This window comes from Francisella halioticida, assembly GCF_002211785.1.
GTDB lineage: Bacteria > Pseudomonadota > Gammaproteobacteria > Francisellales > Francisellaceae > Francisella > Francisella halioticida.
In genome coordinates, this window is the sequence record NZ_CP022132.1 from 1,744,172 (window position 1) to 1,767,916 (window position 23,745).

Sequence of the window (23,745 nt, forward strand, 5' to 3'; positions counted from 1 at the left end):
TCTCCTATTTACAACTATAGTACAGAAAATAAATTCTTTGGATCTTTTATTGGTGGAACTATATTCATCTGGATACCAATATCATATTTTTCAGATAAATCCAAAGTTAAACGTAAAGCCGAAAAATCTTCTACTGCAAAACCAACAGAATCATAAATAGTGATCTCATCATCATTCTCACGACCTTTCTTTTTGCTTGTCAAAATTTCCCAAACTTCCGCATGTAAGACTTCTTCAACCTCTTGTGGTGATAAATTTTGTATTTCTCCTTCTATCATAGATTGTTCTTTATATTCAACAACTACTTTACCTCTAAAAAGAATATTCATATCTAGTTCTGTCTTACCTGGGCAATCCCCTCCTAGACCACTAATATGTACACCTTCTTTAATCCAATCGTTTTCAATAACAATTGCATGAAGTTTACAAGCAGTACAAACAACTATAATATCAGCATCCTGACAAGCTTCTTTAGCGCTATCACATGCTATAAACTCAAGATCTACATTTTTCAGATTATGAGCATATTTCTTCATAGCTTCAGGATCCGTATCATAATATTTAATTGTTTCTATCGGACGTATTAGCTTATGAGCTAAGGTTTGAAACTCACTTTGTGCACCTGTTCCTATTAACGCCATAGTTTTGCTATCTTTACGTGCTAAATAATCTGTTGCTAAAACAGTGGATGCAGCTGTTCTTAGTGCTGTAAGAACGGTCATTTCAGATATCAATAAAGGATAACCATATTTAATTTCATTCAGCTGTCCTGTTGCTACAACAGTCTGTTTACCTTCAAAAGGATTTGCAGGATGTCCATTAACACACTTGTAAGTAAAAAGCTTATTATCAGCCGTTGGCATAAGCTCTAAAACACCACCAGGTACGTGAGCTGCATATCTTGGAGACTTGTCAAACTCATTCCATCTAATAAAATCTTCTTTTGTATAATTTACAAGGTCTTTTATAAAATTATCAAAACCATGTTTTTCAACTATTTTAGCCATATCCTGGACTGATAAAATTCTCATATTTTCTCCAAAAACGTTTATTTAATTGTAATTACTTAAATTTTAGAAAATTTAATTTATAAAGTATCAGAATATTATAATTAATCAATAAAGCAACATAAATACCATAACAATTATCTCTTTAAATAAGAATTAACCTTATAACTTTCTTGTTTAAAGAGGCAATGTTTAACTTTAATATACTTATAAGGTAATTTAAAGGTAAATTTAAAAAATAAATTTATTTAATCAAATTATTTTCTTATTAGTTGAGTATTTCAAGAGCACCTTAATTTGACAACTAGTTAGTGTAAATTACAACTCCCCCTTAAATAATATCTTCTCAAAACTTTGCTCTTTAACAATCCAAACCAAAGTAACTCTTTGAGGTTCGACTGAAACTTTTTCTATCTTGTTATCAACTCTTACAGTGTATTGTCCTTGATCTAAACCTGTTGAAAAAAGATCAACGCTTCGAGGTAAAAGATTCCAGCTTCTTTGATCTGCTTGAGGAGTTGCTAGATTATATATTGATATCCCAATCATTGCTAAAGCTCCATAATCACCAGATGACTTAATAGCTGTGATAGACATTGTTGTCTTTGCTATTAATCGTAGAATCTCTCTAGTAACAATCATAGGGTATCTATTAGATAAAGATTTTGCTGCCATTGCAGTTGTATCAACTAATAAGGCAGTCTGACCCTGTGCTACTTTCTTATCCTTATTATACACTACTACATTAGCAGATCTCCCTAAACTATACGGGGCATAATACGGTAGAGAAATCTTTTGTATACCTGCATATTGCACAAATATAATAATAGGTAAATCAAACTTTTGAATTGGCTCAACCCAACCATTCTCATATATTACAACAAGTTTACCTTGTCCTTGCTTATAGATGCTCCCACCTTGATTAAAGGCTTGGTGTATCTGTGCATAATCTTTTTGTACATATGGATTGCCAGGAATGACTCCCAATGCATTTTTCATCGAAAGATTGGCGTTGTTTAAGTTAGTGTCATACGATTGATAGATAATAGCTGCAAGATAATACCCAAAACCATTTTCATAAGAATTGGTGACTTTATTGGCTATACTATATAACTGTCTATATTGCTTTGAACGTGATAAATTAGAATAAACTTTATTAGAATTAACTTGATTATAATCATCTAAATTATTATTTGATAAATTTTTTGATTCAAAAGTTGCATATTGAGCATATGAAAGATTCCTAATACTTACTGCAGCATTTTCAAGATCATGCTTCATCAAATAATTAAGAGCCTGATATGCATATAAAAAAGTTACTTCATAATCTGGTATATAATAATATCTTTCTCTATCACTAGTTAAAGTTGCTTGAGCATCTTTTAAAATATTTCTAACTCTAATTTTTGCTTCAAATTCCGATTTAACTACATAATCTGTTGCCTTTGCATATTTATGTAAAGATAACCTATCATTCTTTAAAAGCTGTTCAAACCTACCAGTTTCTAAATAATCAAGAGATTCGTTGATACTAGTAGCATCAAAGCTCTCTAAAAAACTTGCCTCTATCATTCTAGGATGATTTTCATCAATACTTTGCTTTACTTTGGCCATTTGGTGAGGATGACTACCACTAAAAGTAGCGCAGCTAGATATAATTAGACACAAACAAAATACCAAAAAAAGTTTAAATTTCATAGCTTATTTAGTTAAATATGAACGTAAGCCTTTATGGATTTTTGATAAACTACCATCAATTACAATACCTATAGAATATTTAGGCATTACGTCTGTAATTCTTACTTTTGCTAAGACCTTGCCATCAAGCACTATATGCTGACTTGTGGCAGGATCTATAGTAATACCACCTTCTTGGCGAACTTCATAAACATTACCTTTTATAACTGTATTACCGCCTTGATTAAAATATACTTCTCCATCATATACTTTTAATACTTGTAAAGGATATATAGCACCAACAATTTGATCAGATATAATTTTGCCAAACCTCTTACCAAGGTAATTCAATAGTTCAGAATAGTTACCATTATTTGACTCAACATACTGGTTAGCAATATTCGCAGGAATACTTATTGTCACAACATTTGACCATTTAACTTCCATTGTCGCTAGTTCTACCATACGATATGCTACACTTGCTGATACATGGTATGCTTTAAACTTTTCACCATAATATGACGTCTGCTTTTTGCTAACATTTAAACTTAAGATATCTTCAGTAAGTATGAAATCAGCCCCAATTTTCTTATTAAGCTTAGCCTTTTCATTATCTGTATTAGAGTTCATTATTTGCTGAACTTCTCTCTCGTATGCTTTTTGATCTTTAACATCACGATTAGATACTCTAAACTTACGCGACTGAGTAATTTGCGCTATAATGATATTATTTAAGCCATCTTGTAACTGTTTTATACCCATACTGGCATTTATTTTAGCATTATGGGCATCAAATGGTAGAATTGCTACCTTAAACATCTTTAGATTGTTTCGCTCATCTACCCCATTATACTTAGCAGTGCTACCTGAATTAGTAATAGAACTGCCTGAGCTAACCATTGAGCTCTCAAAAGAGCTAGTTTTTGCAAGAGCAAACGATGAAAATAAAAATAATGTTAAAAAAGAAATTAAAGCTTTTTTCATTTTAAAACCTTAAAACTGATTTAAATATTTATTATCATCACTTTGTCTAATAATTATTTTTCCATCTAAAGAGCTCTTAGACCCAGCTTTTGATTTTGTATGTTGTTTACGATACTCATCATAATTAAAATTTTTGATTTTATTCGCTGTTGCTACTTGCTTAGGGTCCCATTTAAGAACAACACCATAAACTGTATTTTTTGTACTTGGTAGCTGATAACGCCATCTTTTTACTGTTTTAAGGCCCACAATATCTAGTTTTGCCTGAGTTTTATAGTAAGTAGATAAAGTCTTCTCAATATCTGTAGCATCTATTCTACGAGTTTGCTCTGTTTTAGTATTTTTTGCTAATGTACTAGAGATATTCTCTGACATTGTTAAGGCTTCTTTTGTAGACATTTGCCCTGCTATCAAAGTAACAAGATTTGCTCTTGCCATAATAGCAGATTGCTTATAACCATAATCGCCGGCAGATACGCCTTGGATACTAGCACCAGTATATGATCCTTGCCCATAAGATAGAATATATGGTTTATTATCTTTACCAAAGCCTACTCTAATACCATAATCCCCCATCATATCTTCGCCTGTTTTATCTTTATATAAGGTTGATGGAGATTCGCCACCTTTACCAACTATTACTGGTTCATTACCATGTTTAATATCCTCAAACATCCCTTTAATTTTAGCTGAATAAATAATCACTACACCAATAGCAGCATTACCATTTTTTTCAACAACAAAAGTTTTAATAGGAAGTAAGCCTGATAGGTTTCCAAACCCTGTTGTTAGACTTTTTATTGTCATTTGTTGATCTAAAATAACTTTTTTCTTTTCTGAAACTGATGTGAAGCTATTTGGGTCCAAGCCTTGATCTTTCAGTTGTTTATTTAACTGCGCCTCCTCAAGAGCCTTTTTCTTAGCGTCAATAGCTGCTTGTGTACCATCTTTAGGCTTATCTGAGTCAGTGCTTATCTCATTTGCACCAGAGCCTTGCGTACTGTTAACACTAAAGCCTTTATCAACTTTAGTATTCGCAGAGATAAAAGATATATAATCTGCTTGAGCTTTTATTAATGCTTTTTCAAAAGCTATTTGGGCACTATCAACATAGTTTGAATTTGTTTGATTTACAGAAGCTGAACCAATCGCTGAACCAACATATTCATATTTATCTCTTAAGTCATTTTGGTCGATATAACCTTCCATCATATCACTTAATATTTGCTCAGCAGATCTACTATCAACATCTGCATTTTCTGCAACAAAAGGAGCTGATTTAGAAGAGATACTATTATTTAATGTAGTTATATCTGTACTCATATTAGGCTCTGACTGTTGCTGAGATTGTGGATTCTTAGCTTGAAAAAGCTGCTGGGATGATCCTGAGCTTGGGGTATTAGAGTTTTGCATATTAGAATCTTCAGCAAATAATGGGCTAACTATTAACGATGAAGCTATAAATGAAGCCATAATTTTCTTTTTCATATAGAGTTTCTCCTATTTTCAAAAACTACCAACCAAACATAGATCTTGTCTGAGATTTAAGAATTTGTTTTTCATTTTGCCATACAATTATGTTTGTTTTTAGATCTAGCATCTTCAAAGTCGCTAAGAAAAATTTAGACTTTCGATCTTTATCAACACTTGTATTATTAATATCCTGGATACTACCATATACCATATATCTAGATCCAATATTATGACCAATTCTAGTAGCTGTACTTTGATCAACCATACCACTATTAGCCTGATAGCCTAATTGTTCACGTATATTTTTGATTTGAGTCATATCTGTAACTTGGAATAATCCAGAATTCACAATTTGAGTTTGAACAGTATTTGATAGCATTGTTGTATTAATATGCTCATTTGTTTCATTACGGATATTACTAAAAAATAACGTCGGTGTGTCCATAGCTGTAATTTTCTTAACCCCACGAGAATTAAGCATATCATTAGTCATTTTTTTAGTAATTGCTTGAAGATCAGTCGAACTAAAATCTATTGATGTAGTATCTACACTATTTGGATTTTCATATGCTACTTTAGTACTACATGAATTGAGAGTCAGCAATATACCAATACAGGTCATAACTATTAGAAATTTTCTTATCATATATTTTTATTAAAAAGTCACTTATGTAGCGATTATAACAAAAATAACCAATAATGTTATTTATTATAAATAAGAGAGTCTCAATATTTAAAAAATTATTTAACAATCCTAAGGTATATTACAGAAAACAATATCAGTATAGAGATATTTTAGATCTATAAGACTCATATGCTAAGATGATTGATTTACCTTACTAGATGCTGTCTTACTAGAAGTGTCTTGTTTATCTGAACCGAATATAAATGCTCTTCTATCCACACGACGTTCTATTCTATTTTTTCTTAATGGAGATATAAACTCACGTAATGTTCTAGCATTCCCTTTTTTAGCTGTACTACTAATATCACTTGCTTTAGCTGCTTGTACAGCTACAGTATTATCACCTGTTGTAACCTGTGTTTGATCATCTGTATCTGCAAAAGACACTCCACATATCAAAAATAATGCCAAGCTTATTGCCATTAATTTTTTTTAAAATATTCATAACATTTCTCCTTTTAAATATTCTCCAGACAGAATCTCTCCAACCCATTTGTTTGGTAAAATGCTACACATTTTCATCTATCTTTTATTGATCACTATCGTTATTAAAAATTAATAATACTCTAATTATACTACGAACCTCATCAATATACAAAATAGCTCATAAAAAAACAATTGACTAACTCTTTACATAGACGCAAACTAAATTATTTTTGAATTAAGTTTATTCAGCAATCTTTATTATCATTTTTAAGTTGTATTCTATTAACTATCGTTGAGCCAAATAAATAGAATCAAAACCTAGAAAAGAGTTTTTATTTAGTATTTTCTAAGATATCAACTTAATATATCAAAACACGCTTACTTATTTATCCAAGAAACACTTATATAAATTTGATTATAACAAAAATACTATATATACAACCCAATGGTGACAATACTTAAATAGATTTTAAAAAAAAGTAAGAGGGTCTTCCTTAAATAGCTCCTTCCAATATTGTATATTAATAGGCCCTCTTCTTTTTATAATTTGATTTCTAAACAAATAAAATAAAAAAGAAGTTCCATTTTCTATTTTTCTTATAGGATAATCAGATTTATTCACAATCCAAGAAACTCTCTCATTTCTATTTTTTTTATACTTAGACAAAGCTATTTCTACGGAATTATTACTTAATAAGTGAGCAAGAATTATGGCATCTTCTAACGCAGATGCTGCTCCTTGTTGAAGCATAGGACTACAAGCACTTGATGCGTCTCCAATAAATGCGATATTCCCTTTATAGAACTCTATATTATTCACAGATTTTAATTTACCACAGACAATATTTTTATCATTTACTCCCGCAATAATATCTCTAACTGTTTGGCAATACTCTCGAAAAGTTTCCTCGAGAGTAAAATCATTTTTAATAGAATTACATTGGTGGGCATAACAGTATACTTTTGAACTTGATATAGGGTATATCATAAATGCAGTATCTCTACCAATGTAATAATTAGGCTGTATATTATCCATACTTAAGTCTGCTAGAAACCTCCAAGTTTTTATATTAAACTCTTTAGGTTTATTTTGTTTAAAGCTTAGCTCTCTTACGATCGAATTTATTCCATCAGCAGCTATCACTAAATCCCAAACATTTTCCTCACCATTCGTAAATTTAGTAAAAACCTTACCATTTTGATCCTCTAGAAACTCTATACTACAACCAAAATGTATTTTAAAATCCGAAGAGTTTAAAACTTTAATGAGATCTTTTCTCATTAATGCTACAAATTCAGAATATGCTAAACTTCCTTGATTTAAACTTGCTTTAGATAACAACTCTCCAGAAGGTTTAGAATATAGTATTTCATCAACTTTATAAGAAAGGCTTAAAGTTTGTTCCTTTAAGCCTAAATACTCCAGAGCTTTAGTGGCATTTGCTGGTAATGCAATACCTAAACCTGACTGAGAAATGCTTAGCTGTTTTTCTACAATGGTAGTATCTATATCATATTTTTTTAATGCCCTAGCCATACTAAGACCTGCAATACCTGCTCCAACAATTAATATTCGCATAATAAATCACTTATAAATCTATATAAAACATTACCAAAACATATTTGAACGCATAGGCTTAATAGCAAAAATTACTATTAATATTACATAAACATACCAAGGAACTAGTATTAATGCTGGTATTAAAACTGTAAGCATACAAGCAAAAAAGAACTGGCTAAAAAACAAAAGTACCTGATATGATGGTTTATTTGTTTTTAGATACATTCTAGCTTTCTCAACATATGATCCTTCAAATGAGAATAAATGGATCACTATCGGAAACACTGCCATCAAGGCCATCAGCAAGTAGAAAATCCAGCTAACTGTCGTTAAAACTAAATAGTTGGTTACTACTAGCAAACCAACCAAGAAATAAACGATCTTAACCAATGCTATATCAACTAAGGTAAATCGTTGTAGTTTTTCTGATAAGAATTCTTCTTCATACATAAGCTACCCCTTAATTTTGTAGTTTAATCAAATTAATGATAGCTTATTACACTATTCTTTTAAATAAAAATAGGTTAAGGTAATAATTTTTATTAGCTTTGTAATTTAATGTTTGATAACTGGTTTGCTGGAATTACTTTTTCAACAGTTTTAACATTGCCACTACCATCTTGTGTTTTTTTAATAATTTTTGCTGTTTTACCATTAGAGTCTATAATAATAGAATTAAACTCCTTAAATACTTTAGGTTTACCTTTAACAGCACTTGAACCTGACTGAGAAGTTAACTGATCAACATTATTATCAATATTAGATACAACCTTATCAAAATGCTGATCTAACACTTGCTGTTGCTTTTGAAAATCCACCAACATTTGTGCAACAGGATCATTTTGGATCGTTTTAGATGTTTTATTTTGAGGTTTTTGTTTAACCCATCCTACTTGACCATTAGCATTATTTACTATCTCAAACCAACATTTTTTAGAGAAAATTGCCTGATACTGAGGATTCTGATCATCGACCTGCCCCAACTTTTGTGATTTTTCATCTGCTTTTACATACATTGTATAGCTTTTAGCATAAACTTCAGAAACTATAGCTAAACCTAGTATTACTACTAAAATTTTTTTCATTTCAACCTCCGACTTTCTAATATACTATTTTATACATAGAATACTTGTTTATTTAAATGGATTATATAGCTATTTTTAAAATACTATAATGTCCCCAGAAAAAGCTACTGATTTTAGAAAGATTTTTATTCCTAGATGTTAAACTTAACTAGATAAATTAGGAAATAGATAAATGAGTAAAAAAAGAGTAACGTATACAGCTGATTTTAAAGCTAAAGTAATTATAGAATTGCTAGAAGGCGATATGACAGTTAATGAGATAGCAAGTAAGTATGATTTACTTCCTAAAAACGTGCACAATTGGAAGCAGCAATTTTTATCTAATGCTTGCTTAGCATTTGATAAAAGCTCTGTTGTTAAGGAGTATAAGCAGGAAATAGATGAGCTTAGAAAAGATAAAGATGCAACAAGTAAAAAACTAGTCGAGGTAATAGTAGAGAGGGATTTTTTAATGGGAAAGCTAAAAAGCTTGGTATCATCAAATGATAGAGTAAACTCTGTAGATACTAAGCTAGAATTATCTTTAAATAATCAGCTTAAACTATTATCTGTATCTAAGAGTGTGTACTATTATACACCAATATCAAAATTTAGTAGTAATGATCTACCCCGTCAATTTGGGACAGTTTACTACTTCATTTTCCATTATATATTCAAATTGATATGAGTCATATAATTTATTGTAGAATGTCTCCTTTTTGTATTATAGTAAGCTTCAATATATTCAAATATTGATAGTTTAGCTTCTTCTCTAGTTTTATAGCTTTCATCATGTACTAACTCTACTTTTAAAGTTCCAAAAAAACTTTCACAAGCAGCATTATCGTAACAGCATCCTTTAGAGCTCATACTTGATAGTAGCCAGTGTTCTTTAATAATGTCTTGATATTGTTTGCTACAGTACTGTGACCCTTTATCAGAGTGTATAATCACACCACTAGGAAAATTTCTTCTAAAGAATGCCATATTTAAAGCATTACAAACTAAATCCGCTTTCATCCTAGAATCCATTGCCCAACCAATAACTGATCTTGAGAATAAATCTATAATCACACAAAGATACAGCCACCCCTCTTGTGTAGGTACATAAGTTATATCTGTAACCCACCTATGATTTACAGATAAAGCAGTGAAGTTTTGTTCTAATAAATTATCAGAAACATGTTTGTTGTGGTTAGAATCTGTAGTTTTCTTATGCTTACGAGCCGCTTTAGCATGTAAACCAAGTAATTTCATACGTTTAGATACTCTAGGTTGAGTAACTTTCCAACCCATATCTTTAAGCTCTTTGTATATCCTAACACTTCCATATCTAGATTTATGTTCATTAAAATAGCATCATCTAGTTCAGCATCATTATATTGCCTTTTACCTATAGGTTTATGAATCCATCTGTAATATGAAGATGTGCTCACATTCAAAGATTTACATAGTGTTGTTACTGGCATAACTTTATAATGCTCCTTAATAAAGGCGTACCTTACAGATTTTGCTTTGCAAAGTACGCTGTGCCTTTTTTAGTATTTCACGCTCTGTTTCTGCCTGTTTGAGTTTTTTCTTCAAATCAGTATTTTCAAAAGATAGTTGCTGGTACTGCATTTTATAATCTATCTTTATTTCTTTCTGAGGGTTTGACATGGCTTTGGATATCCAACTGCAAATGGTTTTATATTTAACCCCTAAATTATCTGCTATTTCTCGTCTATTTGCATCTGGTTGTAAACATAATTTAACAGCTTCATCTTTAAACTCTTTTGTATATCTCATCTTGTCTCCTTTTTTTAACACCTAAGTGTCCCAAATAGGAGGGTATGATCATAATGATGATATTAAACTATTAAATGCAATAGATTTGATACATACTAAACATCCATATTATGGTACGAGAAGGCTAGTAAAGTTGCTAAATAGATTAGGATTTCTAGTTGGAAGGAAGCTAATCAAAAGTGCTATGGAATTAATGGGTATTAAGGCATTGTATCCTAAAAAAAAGACAACTGTCATTAATAAGCAACACAAGAAATATCCATACTTACTTAATGTATTTAAAAATGAGACGAATCAGGTTGTTATAGATAAAGCTAATAAGGTATGGAGTGCTGATATCACGTATATTAGACTAGAATGTGGGTATGCATATTTAGTAGCCATAATAGATTGGCATAGCAAGAAAACACTAGCTTGGAAGATTTCTAATACTATGGATACACATCTAACAACTAGTGTGTTAAAAGAAGCGTTATTTAAATATGGTAAACCTGATATCTTTAACTCTGATCAAGGAACTCAATATACAGCAAAAGAGCATATTAAAATATTATCTGATAATAAAATAAATATATCTATGGATGCTAAAGGAAGATCTATAGATAATATTGCAATTGAGAGATTTTGGAGAACACTGAAATATGAAAATGTTTATCCTGCATCATATATAACTATGAAAGAGGCTAAAGTAGGTATCAAAGAATATATTGATATTTACAACAATGAAAGACTACATTCTAGTATTGGATATATGACTCCTGATGAAGTATATTCTGGTATTTTAGATGCTGCATAAAAGCAAGGAATAAAAATATTTTATAAAGTGGTATTGAATAACAAGGATAGTTTAACAACAATGGATCATGCTGATATCTCCGGTGAATATAAGTGTGAAAAGCTGTTTGGTGATGCTCTTCAAAATCATTCTCACCTGCTTGATAAAATGCAAATCGTAAGTAAGTGCGGCATCAAATTTGAATGTGACTCCACTCCAAACAATAAAGTTAAGCACTATAACTTATCTCAAGCAAGTATTGTAGAGTCTGCTGAGAATTCTCTTAGAAACCTATGTACTGATTACCTTGATCTATTATTAGTGCATAGACCTAGCCCTCTTATGAATGCTGAAGTAATCGCTAACTCCTTTAAGCAGCTGCGTAAAGAAGGCAAAGTAAAAGAGTTTGGTGTTTCAAATTTCACGCCATCACAGTTTAATCTGTTAAATAGCTATATACCTCTAAAAACAAACCAAGTTGAAGTATCAGTACTACATACAGATACTTTTTATGATGGTACTTTAGATCAACTACAACAACGTAAAATTCGTCCTATGGCATGGTCACCTTTAGCTGGTGGTAAAATTTTTGACCCTAAAACAGTTAAAGAAAAAGAGCTTGTCGCATTTATACAAACTCTAGTTACTAAATATAGTGTAAATAGCATTGATCAAATTGCTATGGCGTGGTTACTCAAACACCCTGCTAATCCTCAAGTAATTATAGGTAGTCAAAATATCTCAAGATTAGAAAATACTGTTAAATCTCAAGAAATAGATTTAGATGTCCAAGATTGGTTTAAGATTTTAGAGATTTCAAATGGTTATGAAGCACCCTAAGCATTATTAACTTCCTTTTTATTAGGTTTAACCTTTCTTCTGCGAACTCTTTTCTTTTTGATCTTTTTGTTTTTCTTAGGCTTTTTGTCTGTTAGCCTTTCCGAAGTATTTTCATTAAAAGGTTTTCCACTACGAGGATCATATAATTCAAAATCTATATGTGCTCTTTCTAAATCAGCCCTGACAACTCTTACAGTTATGTCCTGGCCAATTTTATAAATTTTGTGAGTTCTTTTACCTATGAGTATATCTTTAGTTTCATCATAGATATAATAGTCTCCAGGGATTGCTGAGACATGTATTAAACCTTCTATATACATATCTTTTAGCTCTGCAAAAAGACCTAGACCATTCACATGCTTAACTTGCGCCTCTAAAACATGGCCGATATAGTCTTGCATAAAATAGCATTTAAGCCAATTCTCTACTTGCTTAGAAGCCCCATCAGCATTACGTTCTTGTTGTGAAGCATTATCACAAATATTAGCCAGTTCAGAATCTTTATAATCTGCCCCTCCATGCTTATATTCAGCAATTATTGATTTAATAAGTCTATGCACAACCAAATCAGGATATCTACGAATTGGCGAGGTAAAGTGAGTATACTCTTTGTATGCTAAACCAAAGTGTCCATCATTATTTATACTATAAATTGCTTGGTTCATACTACGCAAGGTCATCATTTGAATATCATCATAATCAGCACGATCCTTTATACTCTCAAGCATTTCTGACAATGCTTTTGGTGTAACTTTACCATTTTTACCATAAGCTAGATGAATACCGTGTCTCGATAGATATTTTTTTAGAGTTTCCATACGGTCTTCTTTAGGCTCACTATGAACCCTAAACGGAGAAGTTTTTTTATACTTAATCATAAATTTAGCAGCTGCAACATTCGCCACAAGCATACATTCTTCAATCAGCCTATGAGCATCATTACGGTGTCTTGGAACAATTGAGCCTATATGATTATGTTCATCAAGGATTATTTGTGTTTCAACAGTATCAAAATCTATAGCACCTCTTTGTTCTCTAGCACTATGCAATATTTTAAACAAGTCGTATAAATCAAATAAATTAGACACCAATTGTGGGTTTTCATCAACAATAATATTCTGTTTTTTCTCCAAAAGTTTAGCTACTTCTGTATAAGTAAGACGTGCTTTTGAGTTAATAACTGCTGAATAGAACTTATATCTTGAAAGCTTACCTTCTTTACTAATATTCATCTCACAAACAAGAGAGTATCGATCTTCTTTTGGCCTTAATGAACATAGTCCATTAGAGAGCTTTTCAGGTAACATTGGTATAACAAACCCAGGAAAATAAACTGAAGTTGAGCGACGTTTAGCATCTAAATCTAATGCCGAATCTTTAGCCACATAATTTGAAACATCCGCAATTGCAACATATAATTTCCAACTACCACTTTTAGCCTTATGTGCATATACAGCATCATCAAAATCTTTAGCATCCTCACCATCAATAGTTACAAAATGCTTATCACGCAAATCAACTCTACTTCCTACAGAAATATCTTCAGAAATATTATCTAAATATCTAAGCGCTTTTTTACCCCACTGTTCAACTAAATCATACTTTTGTGCAGCCAGCATTATAGCTTCCTTGACAGGCGATACAGCTTCAACCTCTTGCTTAAATCTGGCAACAGCGCAACTATTTACACTTGGCTGAACTACTATTTCTGCTTCTATTAATGAGTTATGTTCTATTTTCTCCTTTGGTGACAAGAGAGCTATATCACTAGTTATATTTTTACTTATTGGCTTTAAAAAATGACAATCAAAACTCTTATAATAATATCCTGTCACAATTTTTTGAGCTCTTGAAACAATGGTTTTTACTTCTGCTTCAATCCTATCTCTTTTATTTACACCTAAAACCTTAGCTGTAACTTCATCACCAACCATCACCAATTTTGATTGGTGCGATACAATACATACTTTAGTATTTAATGTATTACTAAATAACTCTAGTCGTGAACTTCTATCAGATGTAACTTTAGAGGTTATATAAATAGGAGTCATTTTTGGAAGACTATAATATGATTTATCTTTTTCCAGTTGCTCATCTCTAACCATTGCGCCAAGGCGATTAACTAACCCCTCGAATAAACTTTTCTTAAAAATTTCCAAAGTCATTGCAATATTTTCGATACTTACAGGCAACTTAGTATCTTTTATATAGTTTAATATAACCTCTCTACTAGGTATAGGGTTATCATATTTTTGTGCTTCTGTATCCCTATTAGGATCATTCTGTATGCTATATTTACTCACTTATCAATATATCCCGATCAAAAAATTTTTTACTTATTAATTTACCTTTCTCAAATTCAGCTATAGCAACAAACTTATCATTATCATATATTCTAACTGTTTTATCTAGGTTTAGTTTATCTGCTAAAAGCCCTCTTTTGTATAAATCATCTTTCTCTTTTTCTTCAAGAGAATATATTGGCTTTTCTACAAACACACTCTCTATACTAGCTATACTAGCAACTTTTTCTGTAAAGTTTAAATCTTTTAGCTGTTCTAGGGTAAATGCTTGATCCAAATTAAAAGGACCACTTTGAGTTCTTTGTAAAGCAATCAAATGTCCCCCACAGCCCAATGTTTTTCCTATATCTACAGCTAAGCTTCGAATATAGGTTCCTTTAGAACATTTAACCTTAACTTTTATAATGGTCTCAGATAAATTTAACAGCTCTAATTCATATATCTTTATATTACGAGGTTTTATTTCAACTTTTTTGCCTTCTCTTGCAAGCTTATATAATGGCTGGCCATTATATTTAAGCGCTGAATACATTGGCGGTACTTGAGATATTTCACCTCGAAATCTTCTTAATATATCCTCTATTAAAAATTCTGTCAAAGCTGGTATATTATCATTTTGGGCAATTATATCACCTTCAGCATCACCACTATTAGTTTCAACACCAAGCTTTATAGTTGCTATATATTCCTTATCTGCATCAAGTAAATATTGGGCTATCTTAGTAGCCCTGCCAAAGCATATTGGTAAAACACCTGTTGCCATAGGATCTAATGTTCCTGTATGACCAGCCTTTTGAGCATTAAATAAGTGTTTTAACTGTTGAAGAATTTTATTTGAACTAATACCTTTAACTTTATCGACTACTATTACACCATTTAGATTTAGTCTATTTTTTTTCATGTAAGCCTTGTTTTGCTAATATTTCTATCATTTTTCCAGCAGCTTGTTGCTCTGCTTTTCTACGTGATGTGCCTTGAGCTTTTATATCAATTCCTAACTCGCATGAACTCACTTTAACGGTAAATAACTGTTCATGGTCTCTACCTTCTATAATTTCAATATTATATTCTGGTAAGCTCAAGGAGTTCTGCAAAAGGATTTCTTGAAGTTCTGACTTATTATCTTTGATCTTAACACTATCTAGATTAATATTCGACAATATTATCTTGTACCAGTTCAATATTGTTTTCTTAACTGTAGTAAAATCGCTATCTAAATAAATAGCTCCAATAATAGCCTCAAAAACATCTTCTAAAATCTTATGACGTTTTTGTCCGCCACTTTGTTCGCTAGCACCCAAAATGATGTAACCATCAATTTTTAAACTTAATGCTAATTGAGCTAAAGTTGCTCCTTTGACAAGCTTTGCTCTTATCTGTGAAAGCTTCCCTTCGGCCATATCTGGAAACTGAGTATATAACTCTTCAGCTATTACAAAACCAAGTATAGAATCGCCCAAAAACTCTAGTCTTTCATAATTTTTTTTTGTCTTACTACGGTGAGTTAAAGCTCTAATTAAAAAAGTATGGTCTTTAAAGTTATAACCAAGAAGGTTATAAAGTCTAGAATACTCAGGAATCATCTACTTAAAAACCTTTCCTATTTGATCCCAACGAAATTTTTTATCTATTTTATCCCAGCTCATCCATACTAATTTAGCTTTTCCAACCAAATCTTTCTTTGGAACAAATCCCCAGTAACGACTATCTTCACTATTATCACGGTTATCGCCCATAACAAAGTAATGCCCTGCCGGAACTTTTAAGTTTTCAAAATCATTACCTTTAACTGACTCTATCCAATCAACTTGATGCTTTATACCATCAAGATCTTCTGTACAAATAGTATCTCCTGCACCAGCTGACATAGATTGATTATAATAATTTACAGCATTTTTATCACAATTAGTATACTTAAGCTTTTTACCATTTATTGTTAACATCTTATCTTTATAAGATATTACATCTCCTGGTAAGCCTACAACTCTTTTAACAAAGTCAACATTTGGATTAACAGGGAAATGAAATACAACAATATCGCCCCGCTTAGGCTCACTCATATTTATTAAAGTCTCATTTGAAAATGGTGCTCTTATACCATATGCAGTTTTATTAACAAAAATAAAATCACCAACTGGCAGTGTTGGTGTCATTGATGCTGTTGGAATTAAAAAATTTCCAATAAAAAATATTCTTATAAAAAACACTATAATAAAGACACTAAATAATGATCTTGCTTGATCTGCTATAAATGGGGCTTTTAAACCATTATCTTTATAAAATTGTCTTTTTTGTTTCTTAGTAAAACCCTTTAAGTGCTCTTTATAATGAGCTAGTCTAGACTTTTGAAAAAAAACATAGTCTATGGCATAGACCAAACCACTGGCTAAAGTTAAAAATAGTAACCAGAATGTGAAACCTAAATTCAAGAAATAATTAAATAATTCCATAAGGTTACTTAACTACTTTACCTTTTTGCACAAAGTAACCGACGCCTCTTATTGTCTGAATAAAACCAGGAATGTTAAGTTTCTTCCTTAAATTATGCATATGAACTTCTAAAGTATTTGTATCCATCTCCTTATCAGTTGCATAAACTTCTTCTAGAAGCTGTGTTTTAGGGACAACTCTACCAGCATTTTGCACTAGAATAGTAAGAAGAGCTAATTCTTTTTTAGATACAGATATAATCATACCTTTTTTAGTAACAGTCTCTGAGCTAGGATTAAAACTATAATCACCAAACTTAATTTCTTCTATAGCCTGTTTACCTAATCTTTTATCCGTTCTGCGAGAAATAGCCTTAATTCTCGCTATTAACTCTTTAAGCTCAAAAGGTTTTGTCAAATAGTCATCAGCACCCAGATCTAAGCCTTTGATTCTATCTTCTAAACCATCTCTAGCAGTTAATAAAAGAATTGGCACTTTAATACCCTTGTTTATTATATTTCTAAGAACTTCTAAGCCTGTTTTAATAGGTAAACCAATATCTAATACTATTACGTCATAAAGACCTGACTCTATAAAAGTTTGTGCAGCCTCGCCATCAGAAACCAAATTCACAACGAAACCTTCTTTCTGTAAAGCTTCCAACAACCCTTCTCCTAGATTCAGATCATCTTCTGCTAATAATAATCTCATAGTTCATATACCTTTATACTTCAATTAAAAAACTAATTTTATTTAGAATAATACATATCTTTACAAGTATACCTTACAGGGTAAATAAAGCAAATACTTATTCAATATTGAGAATAATTGAAATCCTTATATCTAACTTATAATAAAATTAATAGTTAAATTATGAAGAGATTAGCAAAAAATCATATACTATCACTAAACTCTTTTGTTAACTCTTTTGCCCTGTTGATATTTGATTGAATTGCTTTATCTACAATATTTCCAAGATCAAATTTTTCAAATGTCTTTAACGCTTCAAATGTTATACCTTTTTTCGATGTAACATTTTTCCTTAAAGTTGCAATATCTCCATCACTATTTAAAACCATTTGCGCTGCTCCTAGACATGTTTGAGCGACTAATTTCTCTGCTTGTAATTTTCCTAAACCTCTCTTTATGGCTGCATTAATCATATGCTCCATAAACTGAAAATAATAGGCAGGACCAGAACTTGCAATAGCAGCAATAACATTGATTTCTTTTTCATCCTCAGCTACAGTTACTGTGCCCATAGTTTTCATAATATCAATAATCAAGTTTTTACTTGTATCATTTACATTGTTATTAAAATATACTCCAGTAGCTCCGTAACCTAGACTACTTGGTGTATTTGGAATTGTTCTAACAAATGAAATTTCTTTGCCAAAGAGTTTTTCATATGCATTAGTCTCTATTCCTGCTGCAACTGTTACAATTATTTGTCCGGCTGTAATAAAATCTCTAATTTCTTTAATTAGATCAACCATTCCTTGTGGTTTAATAGCTAATATCAAAACATCCGCTTGCTTAACTGTTTCTACCAAAGAGTTAGAGATCCTAATGGAATACTTCTGAACTAAGTTTTGACACTTTTCTTCATTCCTATCAAAAATAACTATATCTTGAGTATTATAACCATGAGCTACCATACCAGCAATCATTGCTGATGCCATATTTCCACTACCAATAAAACATATTTTCATAACACCCTCATTTTTTACTTTCTTTAAGACACTAAAAGGATAACATTTACAACAAATATTGCTAATATATATGCAAATATTATAAAAAATAGCTGTAATACGAATATGAAAGAAATAGTTCTTGCATCAAGTAATAAAGGTAAAATACAAGAGTTTACAAAAATTTTTGCTGAAAAAAATATAAAAATAATTCCTCAAACTAAGTTTAATGTCCTAGATGCAGATGAAACTGGCCTTAGCTTTATTGAAAATGCCATTTTAAAAGCACGTAACTGCTCCCAACATACGGGACTTCCTGCAATAGCAGATGACTCAGGATTGGAAGTTCTCTCATTAAACGGTGAACCTGGAATATACTCAGCTAGATACTCAGGCGAACATGGGAATGATAAGGCTAATATAATAAAACTACTAGATAAAATGAAGAAAGTTACTTGTAGGAAAGCTAGGTTTGTATGTGCATTAGCTTATGTTAAACACCCACTAGACCCTACACCAATAATTGCACTAGGATTTCTAAATGGAGAAATTTCATATACTCCTAAAGGCGATTATGGATTTGGTTATGATCCTATCTTTTTCATAACTGAATTAAGAAAAACTTTAGCCGAAATTTCACCTGAGTATAAAAATAAAATTAGCCACAGAGCTACTGCCTTAAAAAATATTACTAATGATTTATCTTAATTTTTTATAGCACCTCAAGTTATCTAAATTCTAGATTATATGCTATAATATTTTGACATATAGCTATTATCAGTAATTAATTTAATATTTAGGTTAGAATGTGAAACATTTAAAGACTTTTATTTATTCTCTTCTATCTCATGTGTACTCAAGTTTATTTACTATTTCTATACCTATAATATATTTAAAAAAACTGCGTCGTAGCCTAAAAAATCCAAACTATAGAAAAAGATGGTCGGAAAGATTTGGACAAACAACAATTCGTTTAAAAAATTGTATATGGATACACTCTGTCTCAGTTGGTGAAACGGTTTCTGCCGAACCTTTAGTCAAAAAGTTACTTGAAAGCTATCCGGATGATGATTTTGTCATAACAACGACAACTCCTACAGGAAGTGATGTTGTTGAGCGCTTATATTCAGATTATAAAAATGTTCATCACCTTTATATTCCCTATGATATCTTACCATTCATTAATAGTTTTTTCACAAAACTAAACCCCAAGATATTTATTATAATTGAAACTGAAATTTGGCCAAATATTTTAAACAAATGCTTTAATGAAGATGTTCCTGTAGTGATAACAAATGCAAGACTTTCAAAAAAATCCATGCGTAATTATACAAAACTACCATTTGCCAAAGAATTTTTATTTAGTAGAATTTCCCATGTAAATGCACAAACAGAAAATGATGCAAAAAGGTACCATTCATTAGGCATACCAAAAGATAAAATATCATTAACAGGAAACCTAAAGTACAACCTTATCACTCCTGAAAATTTATGGGAAAAAATGGCAAACTTAAAAGAAAGCCTAGGAAGTAGGCCTGTTTGGATTGCTGGTAGTACCCATCAAGGTGAAGAAGAAGAGATACTTAAAGCGCACAAAGATATTCTAAAAAAATATCCTCAATGCCTATTAATAATTGTCCCTAGACATAAAGAAAGGTTTTTAAGGATAGAAAAACTCATTAATGATGAATGTTTTTCTCTTCAAAAAAGAAGCTTATTTAAAAATGAAGTATTCAACCATACACAGGTATATCTTGGTGATACAATGGGCGAACTTCTAGATTTATACTACATATCAGATATTGCTTTTGTTGGAGGTAGTTTAATAGATAATGGTGGTCATAATTTACTTGAGCCAGCAGCACTAGCAAAACCTATTGTAAGTGGTACAAGCTTGTTTAATTTCAGTAAGATTTCTAAGGAGCTAACTGAAAATGAAGCCTTAACAAAAGTAGCCAATCACAAAGAATTAGCCGAAAATATAGTAGAGATTTTAGGTAATGCGAACTTATCAAATAAAATGTCTACCGGATCACTTAAAACTTTTAGAAAACATAGTGATGTCTTGGAAAAGCAATATGAAAATATTATAAAATTTTTATGAAAACTGAAAACATACTAATAGACTTTAATAATTTTGCTGAAAATATATTTAATAATATTAACTGCTGTTCCGACACCTTATTAGAAGCTATGAAATACAGTTTTTTTGGTGGTGGGAAAAGAGTAAGAGCGCAATTTGTCTATTCTATAGGCGAAATCTTTAATCTAGATATCAATAACTGTCATAAGGTAGCATTTGCAATAGAAGCAATTCATACATACTCATTAATTCACGATGATTTACCTGCTATGGATAATGATGATCTACGTAGAGGTAAAGCAACTTGTCACATAAAATTTGATGAAGCCACAGCAATTTTAGCTGGTGATGCACTTCAAGCACTAGCTTTTGAAGTAATGCAAGATATTAAAATAAACAATATTTCCCAGCTTAGAAGCATTAACAAATTATTTTGTCAATGCTCTGGCTCAGCTGGTATGGTAGCAGGTCAACAACTCGATATTGAAGGAGAGAATAAAAAGCTCAAACTAGATACTCTAGAAATTGTCCATATCAATAAAACTGCAAGAATGTTTACGGCTAGCATCTTACTTCCTTACTTAACTTTAGATAATCACTGTTCTAATACAAAAACTTCCTTAATCAAACTTTCTGAGCTAATTGGTCTATGTTTTCAAATTAAAGACGACATTTTGGATGTTACAAAAACATCAGAAGAGTTAGGTAAAACAAGTGCTAAAGATATAGCTGCAAATAAATCAACGTATGTTTCCTTGATGGGCTTAGATAAAGCTAATAAATATCTTAATAGTAAAAAAAAACAAATTGATACCATTCTCTATGAGTTTGAAGAAAGAAAACTAAATTTAGCAAAGCTTGAGAAACTTATTAATTTAGTTATTAATAGAAACTATTAATTATTTTTGCTACAATTTGATAAATTTATCTATAAATAAGTCAATTTAATATGCAGACAATACAAAAAATATATGCTTGGTTAGTACACCTTTTCACATCTCTAGGAGCTGTATTTGGTATATTAGCCATTATTTTTTCAATTGAAGCAGCTAAAGCGAGTGTAACTAACCAAATAAGCCTACATCAGCATTATATTAGACTTTCTATGTTTAGTATTATAATAGCAATATTTATTGATTCAATAGATGGGAGTTTAGCTCGACTAGTAGATATCAAAAAACTTGCGCCATTAGACGGGGCTCTTTTGGATAATATAATAGATTTCACAACGTACTCAATTGTACCTTGCATCTGGATATATGTTTCTGGTGTTGTTAGCCAAGAATGGCTAATTCCCGTAGTAGTAATGATAACAATTTCATCATCATACCAGTTCTGTCAAATAAATGCTAAAACTAACAACAATTTTTTTGTCGGTTTCCCAAGTTACTGGAATGTAATCGTGATTTTTATGCTATGCTTTCAATCTTCACAATTAATTAATGAACTTACAATAACTGTATTAACAATATTTTCTTTTATACCTATAAAATATATCTATCTTTCAAGAACAGAGAATATTAGTAATAGTAAAGCAGTAAAATTATTCACTTTTATATTCACTATGCTAGCCTCAACGTTAATATTCTTAGCGGTTCTTATTTATCCTATTAAAACTCCTTCGCCAATTATTGCAATAATAATTTTGTTTACAGCTTTCTATATTATATTTAGCTTTAAATTAAACATAAAACCTGTAAAAAATTAACCTATCTATTTACTATCTCCATATGCTAATATATTACTCAAATTAATTATTTGAGTGTTGTTTATGAAAGTTTTAAGTCAAGAAGAACACCAAAAGCTTTTTGTTGAAAATATTTTTCCATATAAACATAAAATACATCGTAAAGTTTATGAGAAACAAAAACATTACTTACAAATAGAATTGTTAAAATTCCAACGATGGGTAAAAGAAAATAACAAAAAAGTATTAATTATTTTTGAGGGTCGAGATGCTGCTGGAAAAGGTGGGACTATTAAGAGGATGATGGAGCATCTTAATCCTCGTGGAGCTAAAGTTATTGCTCTGGAGAAACCCTCGGAAAGAGAACGAAATCAATGGTATTTCCAACGATACATTGAGCACCTCCCATCCGGAGGAGAAATAGTTCTCTTCGATAGATCATGGTATAACCGAGCAGGTGTAGAAAGAGTTATGGGATTTTGTACTGAAAGAGAATATTTCTCCTTCCTGGAGCAAGCTCCCCAACTTGAAAAAATGCTCGTAGATAGTGGAAATATTATAATTAAATTTTGGTTCTCAGTAAGCCAACAAGAACAAAAAAATAGATTTATAGCTCGTGAGTTACACCCTCTCAAACAATGGAAGCTAAGTCCTATAGATAAAGCATCTCTAAATAAGTGGGATGATTATACAGAAGCTAAAGAAAGGATGTTTATTTATACAGACAAACCATACGCTCCCTGGGTGATTGTTAAATCAGATGACAAAAAGAGAGCAAGACTGAATGCAATAAGGCATATTTTAAGTAATGTTGATTATGATAACAAAGATTCTAAAATTGCTATTTCACCTGATCCTCTAATTGTTGGTACATCTTCAAAAATATATAAATAAAAAGCTATATATTTAAAATAAATATTGACTAATAACCTTATTTTAAATATAATCTTGCTTATGTTTTGGGCCTATAGCTCAGTTGGTTAGAGCGCCGGACTCATAATCCGTAGGTCGTAGGTTCGAGTCCTACTGGGCCCACCATTACATCAGCAGATATTTCTTAAGTCTTCTATAAATTTTTTGTTAATATTTAAAACTTAGGATAAATATTTGAATTACTATATTTAATTTCATTCCATATTTCTTCTTCTGTTAAATTAGTTTGTATAAATTCTATTACTGCCCCATTTTCTTCAACTATAGTAACCCTAAATCCTTGTATCGGAATATACTACCCCAATAAATTAAACAATATTTTTAATTATTTAGTTCCC

26 protein-coding genes and 1 tRNA gene are annotated in these 23,745 nt (G+C 31.0%); 9 read left to right on the plus strand and 18 right to left on the minus strand.

The window, feature by feature from the left end; translation table 11 throughout:
- Positions 1 to 14: 14 nt before the first annotated feature.
- The 9 genes from CDV26_RS09240 to CDV26_RS09280 all read right to left on the minus strand — a co-directional run bounded on the left by CDV26_RS09240 (position 15) and on the right by CDV26_RS09280 (position 8,898).
- Positions 15 to 1,031 (minus strand): ornithine cyclodeaminase, encoded by a 1,017-nt coding sequence (locus CDV26_RS09240; RefSeq protein ID WP_088773030.1) that lies wholly within the window; start codon positions 1,029 to 1,031, stop codon positions 15 to 17.
- 294 nt (positions 1,032 to 1,325) lie between these two features.
- Positions 1,326 to 2,705 carry a COG3014 family protein gene (locus tag CDV26_RS09245; protein ID WP_088773031.1) on the minus strand — a complete coding sequence of 460 codons (1,380 nt, stop codon included), beginning with the start codon at positions 2,703 to 2,705 and terminating at the stop codon, positions 1,326 to 1,328.
- A gap of 3 nt (positions 2,706 to 2,708) precedes the next feature.
- Entirely contained in the window at positions 2,709 to 3,668 is a 960-nt protein-coding gene (locus tag CDV26_RS09250; RefSeq protein ID WP_088773032.1) for a CsgG/HfaB family protein, read from the minus strand.
- 9 nt (positions 3,669 to 3,677) lie between these two features.
- Complete coding sequence (locus CDV26_RS09255; protein WP_088773033.1) at positions 3,678 to 5,156, minus strand: DUF6844 domain-containing protein; 1,479 nt, start codon at positions 5,154 to 5,156, stop codon at positions 3,678 to 3,680.
- A 25-nt stretch (positions 5,157 to 5,181) separates the two neighbouring features.
- Positions 5,182 to 5,787 carry a penicillin-binding protein activator LpoB gene (gene lpoB / locus CDV26_RS09260; protein WP_088773034.1) on the minus strand — a complete coding sequence of 202 codons (606 nt, stop codon included), beginning with the start codon at positions 5,785 to 5,787 and terminating at the stop codon, positions 5,182 to 5,184.
- Positions 5,788 to 5,958: 171 nt separating this feature from the next.
- Positions 5,959 to 6,249 (minus strand): hypothetical protein, encoded by a 291-nt coding sequence (locus tag CDV26_RS09265; RefSeq protein WP_088773035.1) that lies wholly within the window; start codon positions 6,247 to 6,249, stop codon positions 5,959 to 5,961.
- A gap of 472 nt (positions 6,250 to 6,721) precedes the next feature.
- On the minus strand, positions 6,722 to 7,831 hold the full coding sequence (locus CDV26_RS09270) for an FAD-dependent monooxygenase (protein ID WP_088773036.1): 1,110 nt from the start codon (positions 7,829 to 7,831) through the stop codon (positions 6,722 to 6,724).
- Between the two features lie 30 nt (positions 7,832 to 7,861).
- On the minus strand, positions 7,862 to 8,263 hold the full coding sequence (locus CDV26_RS09275) for a hypothetical protein (RefSeq protein WP_088773037.1): 402 nt from the start codon (positions 8,261 to 8,263) through the stop codon (positions 7,862 to 7,864).
- A gap of 92 nt (positions 8,264 to 8,355) precedes the next feature.
- The gene (locus CDV26_RS09280) at positions 8,356 to 8,898 is read right to left on the minus strand and encodes a hypothetical protein (protein ID WP_088773038.1); all 543 of its coding nucleotides are present in this window, start codon (positions 8,896 to 8,898) and stop codon (positions 8,356 to 8,358) included.
- Between the two features lie 172 nt (positions 8,899 to 9,070).
- Here CDV26_RS09280 and CDV26_RS12240 point away from each other — a divergent pair, with 172 nt between their 5' ends.
- Positions 9,071 to 9,565 (plus strand): transposase, encoded by a 495-nt coding sequence (locus CDV26_RS12240; protein ID WP_157671571.1) that lies wholly within the window; start codon positions 9,071 to 9,073, stop codon positions 9,563 to 9,565.
- On the opposite strand, the gene CDV26_RS09290 is transcribed toward CDV26_RS12240, so the two are convergent.
- The 3 genes from CDV26_RS09290 to CDV26_RS09295 are packed head-to-tail and all read right to left on the minus strand — an operon-like array spanning position 9,544 to position 10,686.
- Positions 9,544 to 10,173 (minus strand): IS3 family transposase, encoded by a 630-nt coding sequence (locus CDV26_RS09290; protein WP_088773039.1) that lies wholly within the window; start codon positions 10,171 to 10,173, stop codon positions 9,544 to 9,546. The two genes, CDV26_RS12240 and CDV26_RS09290, sit on opposite strands and share 22 nt — an antisense overlap.
- Complete coding sequence (locus CDV26_RS12245; RefSeq protein WP_088771820.1) at positions 10,131 to 10,346, minus strand: hypothetical protein; 216 nt, start codon at positions 10,344 to 10,346, stop codon at positions 10,131 to 10,133. The genes CDV26_RS09290 and CDV26_RS12245 overlap by 43 nt, the downstream gene beginning before the upstream one ends.
- Positions 10,347 to 10,362: 16 nt before the next feature.
- A complete protein-coding gene (locus CDV26_RS09295; RefSeq protein WP_157671573.1) occupies positions 10,363 to 10,686 on the minus strand; it encodes a transposase in 324 nt (107 codons plus the stop codon).
- 4 nt (positions 10,687 to 10,690) lie between these two features.
- On the opposite strand from CDV26_RS09295, the gene CDV26_RS09300 reads away from it, so the two are divergent.
- Both CDV26_RS09300 and CDV26_RS09305 read left to right on the plus strand, forming a co-directional pair.
- Positions 10,691 to 11,461 (plus strand): IS3 family transposase, encoded by a 771-nt coding sequence (locus CDV26_RS09300; RefSeq protein WP_088773041.1) that lies wholly within the window; start codon positions 10,691 to 10,693, stop codon positions 11,459 to 11,461.
- 60 nt (positions 11,462 to 11,521) lie between these two features.
- Positions 11,522 to 12,280, plus strand: a complete 759-nt coding sequence (locus CDV26_RS09305) for an aldo/keto reductase (protein WP_088773042.1) — start codon at positions 11,522 to 11,524, stop codon at positions 12,278 to 12,280.
- Here CDV26_RS09305 and rnr read toward each other — a convergent pair.
- From rnr to proC, 6 genes are all read right to left on the minus strand, one after another.
- Positions 12,277 to 14,583: a ribonuclease R gene (gene rnr, locus CDV26_RS09310; RefSeq protein ID WP_088773043.1), complete on the minus strand. Its 2,307-nt coding sequence runs from the start codon at positions 14,581 to 14,583 to the stop codon at positions 12,277 to 12,279. The genes CDV26_RS09305 and rnr overlap by 4 nt on opposite strands.
- Complete coding sequence (gene truB / locus CDV26_RS09315; RefSeq protein ID WP_088773044.1) at positions 14,576 to 15,484, minus strand: tRNA pseudouridine(55) synthase TruB; 909 nt, start codon at positions 15,482 to 15,484, stop codon at positions 14,576 to 14,578. The genes rnr and truB overlap by 8 nt, the downstream gene beginning before the upstream one ends.
- Entirely contained in the window at positions 15,471 to 16,166 is a 696-nt protein-coding gene (rnc, locus tag CDV26_RS09320; RefSeq protein WP_088773045.1) for a ribonuclease III, read from the minus strand. Before rnc ends, truB begins: the two co-directional genes overlap by 14 nt.
- Complete coding sequence (lepB, locus tag CDV26_RS09325) at positions 16,167 to 17,033, minus strand: signal peptidase I (RefSeq protein ID WP_088773046.1); 867 nt, start codon at positions 17,031 to 17,033, stop codon at positions 16,167 to 16,169.
- A gap of 4 nt (positions 17,034 to 17,037) precedes the next feature.
- The gene (locus CDV26_RS09330; protein ID WP_088773047.1) at positions 17,038 to 17,724 is read right to left on the minus strand and encodes a response regulator; all 687 of its coding nucleotides are present in this window, start codon (positions 17,722 to 17,724) and stop codon (positions 17,038 to 17,040) included.
- 182 nt (positions 17,725 to 17,906) lie between these two features.
- Positions 17,907 to 18,725, minus strand: coding sequence for a pyrroline-5-carboxylate reductase (proC, locus tag CDV26_RS09335; RefSeq protein WP_088773048.1), 819 nt, complete (start codon positions 18,723 to 18,725; stop codon positions 17,907 to 17,909).
- 105 nt (positions 18,726 to 18,830) lie between these two features.
- On the opposite strand from proC, the gene rdgB reads away from it, so the two are divergent.
- The 6 genes from rdgB to CDV26_RS09365 all read left to right on the plus strand — a co-directional run bounded on the left by rdgB (position 18,831) and on the right by CDV26_RS09365 (position 23,512).
- Positions 18,831 to 19,412, plus strand: coding sequence for an RdgB/HAM1 family non-canonical purine NTP pyrophosphatase (gene rdgB, locus CDV26_RS09340; protein WP_088773049.1), 582 nt, complete (start codon positions 18,831 to 18,833; stop codon positions 19,410 to 19,412).
- 100 nt (positions 19,413 to 19,512) lie between these two features.
- The gene (gene waaA / locus CDV26_RS09345) at positions 19,513 to 20,808 is read left to right on the plus strand and encodes a lipid IV(A) 3-deoxy-D-manno-octulosonic acid transferase (protein ID WP_088773050.1); all 1,296 of its coding nucleotides are present in this window, start codon (positions 19,513 to 19,515) and stop codon (positions 20,806 to 20,808) included.
- Positions 20,805 to 21,686 (plus strand): polyprenyl synthetase family protein, encoded by an 882-nt coding sequence (locus CDV26_RS09350; RefSeq protein WP_088773051.1) that lies wholly within the window; start codon positions 20,805 to 20,807, stop codon positions 21,684 to 21,686. The genes waaA and CDV26_RS09350 overlap by 4 nt, the downstream gene beginning before the upstream one ends.
- Before the next feature lie 50 nt (positions 21,687 to 21,736).
- Positions 21,737 to 22,495, plus strand: coding sequence for a CDP-alcohol phosphatidyltransferase family protein (locus CDV26_RS09355; protein ID WP_088773052.1), 759 nt, complete (start codon positions 21,737 to 21,739; stop codon positions 22,493 to 22,495).
- Between the two features lie 63 nt (positions 22,496 to 22,558).
- Positions 22,559 to 23,368 carry a polyphosphate kinase 2 gene (gene ppk2, locus CDV26_RS09360; RefSeq protein ID WP_088773053.1) on the plus strand — a complete coding sequence of 270 codons (810 nt, stop codon included), beginning with the start codon at positions 22,559 to 22,561 and terminating at the stop codon, positions 23,366 to 23,368.
- Positions 23,369 to 23,435: 67 nt separating this feature from the next.
- Positions 23,436 to 23,512: transfer RNA gene (locus tag CDV26_RS09365), tRNA-Ile, on the plus strand.
- Positions 23,513 to 23,745: the final 233 nt, after the last annotated feature.

What these genes read in the sequence shown, in the direction of transcription:
- CDV26_RS09240 (WP_088773030.1), bottom strand. Translation starts at nt 1,031, where the DNA reads ATGAGAATTTTATCAGTCCAGGATATGGCTAAAATAGTTGAAAAACAT.
- CDV26_RS09245 (WP_088773031.1), bottom strand. Translation starts at nt 2,705, where the DNA reads ATGAAATTTAAACTTTTTTTGGTATTTTGTTTGTGTCTAATTATATCT.
- CDV26_RS09250 (WP_088773032.1), bottom strand. Translation starts at nt 3,668, where the DNA reads ATGAAAAAAGCTTTAATTTCTTTTTTAACATTATTTTTATTTTCATCG.
- CDV26_RS09255 (WP_088773033.1), bottom strand. Translation starts at nt 5,156, where the DNA reads ATGAAAAAGAAAATTATGGCTTCATTTATAGCTTCATCGTTAATAGTT.
- lpoB (WP_088773034.1), bottom strand. Translation starts at nt 5,787, where the DNA reads ATGATAAGAAAATTTCTAATAGTTATGACCTGTATTGGTATATTGCTG.
- CDV26_RS09265 (WP_088773035.1), bottom strand. Translation starts at nt 6,249, where the DNA reads ATGGCAATAAGCTTGGCATTATTTTTGATATGTGGAGTGTCTTTTGCA.
- CDV26_RS09270 (WP_088773036.1), bottom strand. Translation starts at nt 7,831, where the DNA reads ATGCGAATATTAATTGTTGGAGCAGGTATTGCAGGTCTTAGTATGGCT.
- CDV26_RS09275 (WP_088773037.1), bottom strand. Translation starts at nt 8,263, where the DNA reads ATGTATGAAGAAGAATTCTTATCAGAAAAACTACAACGATTTACCTTA.
- CDV26_RS09280 (WP_088773038.1), bottom strand. Translation starts at nt 8,898, where the DNA reads ATGAAAAAAATTTTAGTAGTAATACTAGGTTTAGCTATAGTTTCTGAA.
- CDV26_RS12240 (WP_157671571.1), top strand. Translation starts at nt 9,071, where the DNA reads ATGAGTAAAAAAAGAGTAACGTATACAGCTGATTTTAAAGCTAAAGTA.
- CDV26_RS09290 (WP_088773039.1), bottom strand. Translation starts at nt 10,173, where the DNA reads ATGGGTTGGAAAGTTACTCAACCTAGAGTATCTAAACGTATGAAATTA.
- CDV26_RS12245 (WP_088771820.1), bottom strand. Translation starts at nt 10,346, where the DNA reads ATGCCAGTAACAACACTATGTAAATCTTTGAATGTGAGCACATCTTCA.
- CDV26_RS09305 (WP_088773042.1), top strand. Translation starts at nt 11,522, where the DNA reads ATGGATCATGCTGATATCTCCGGTGAATATAAGTGTGAAAAGCTGTTT.
- truB (WP_088773044.1), bottom strand. Translation starts at nt 15,484, where the DNA reads ATGAAAAAAAATAGACTAAATCTAAATGGTGTAATAGTAGTCGATAAA.
- rnc (WP_088773045.1), bottom strand. Translation starts at nt 16,166, where the DNA reads ATGATTCCTGAGTATTCTAGACTTTATAACCTTCTTGGTTATAACTTT.
- lepB (WP_088773046.1), bottom strand. Translation starts at nt 17,033, where the DNA reads ATGGAATTATTTAATTATTTCTTGAATTTAGGTTTCACATTCTGGTTA.
- CDV26_RS09330 (WP_088773047.1), bottom strand. Translation starts at nt 17,724, where the DNA reads ATGAGATTATTATTAGCAGAAGATGATCTGAATCTAGGAGAAGGGTTG.
- proC (WP_088773048.1), bottom strand. Translation starts at nt 18,725, where the DNA reads ATGAAAATATGTTTTATTGGTAGTGGAAATATGGCATCAGCAATGATT.
- rdgB (WP_088773049.1), top strand. Translation starts at nt 18,831, where the DNA reads ATGAAAGAAATAGTTCTTGCATCAAGTAATAAAGGTAAAATACAAGAG.
- CDV26_RS09350 (WP_088773051.1), top strand. Translation starts at nt 20,805, where the DNA reads ATGAAAACTGAAAACATACTAATAGACTTTAATAATTTTGCTGAAAAT.
- CDV26_RS09355 (WP_088773052.1), top strand. Translation starts at nt 21,737, where the DNA reads ATGCAGACAATACAAAAAATATATGCTTGGTTAGTACACCTTTTCACA.
- ppk2 (WP_088773053.1), top strand. Translation starts at nt 22,559, where the DNA reads ATGAAAGTTTTAAGTCAAGAAGAACACCAAAAGCTTTTTGTTGAAAAT.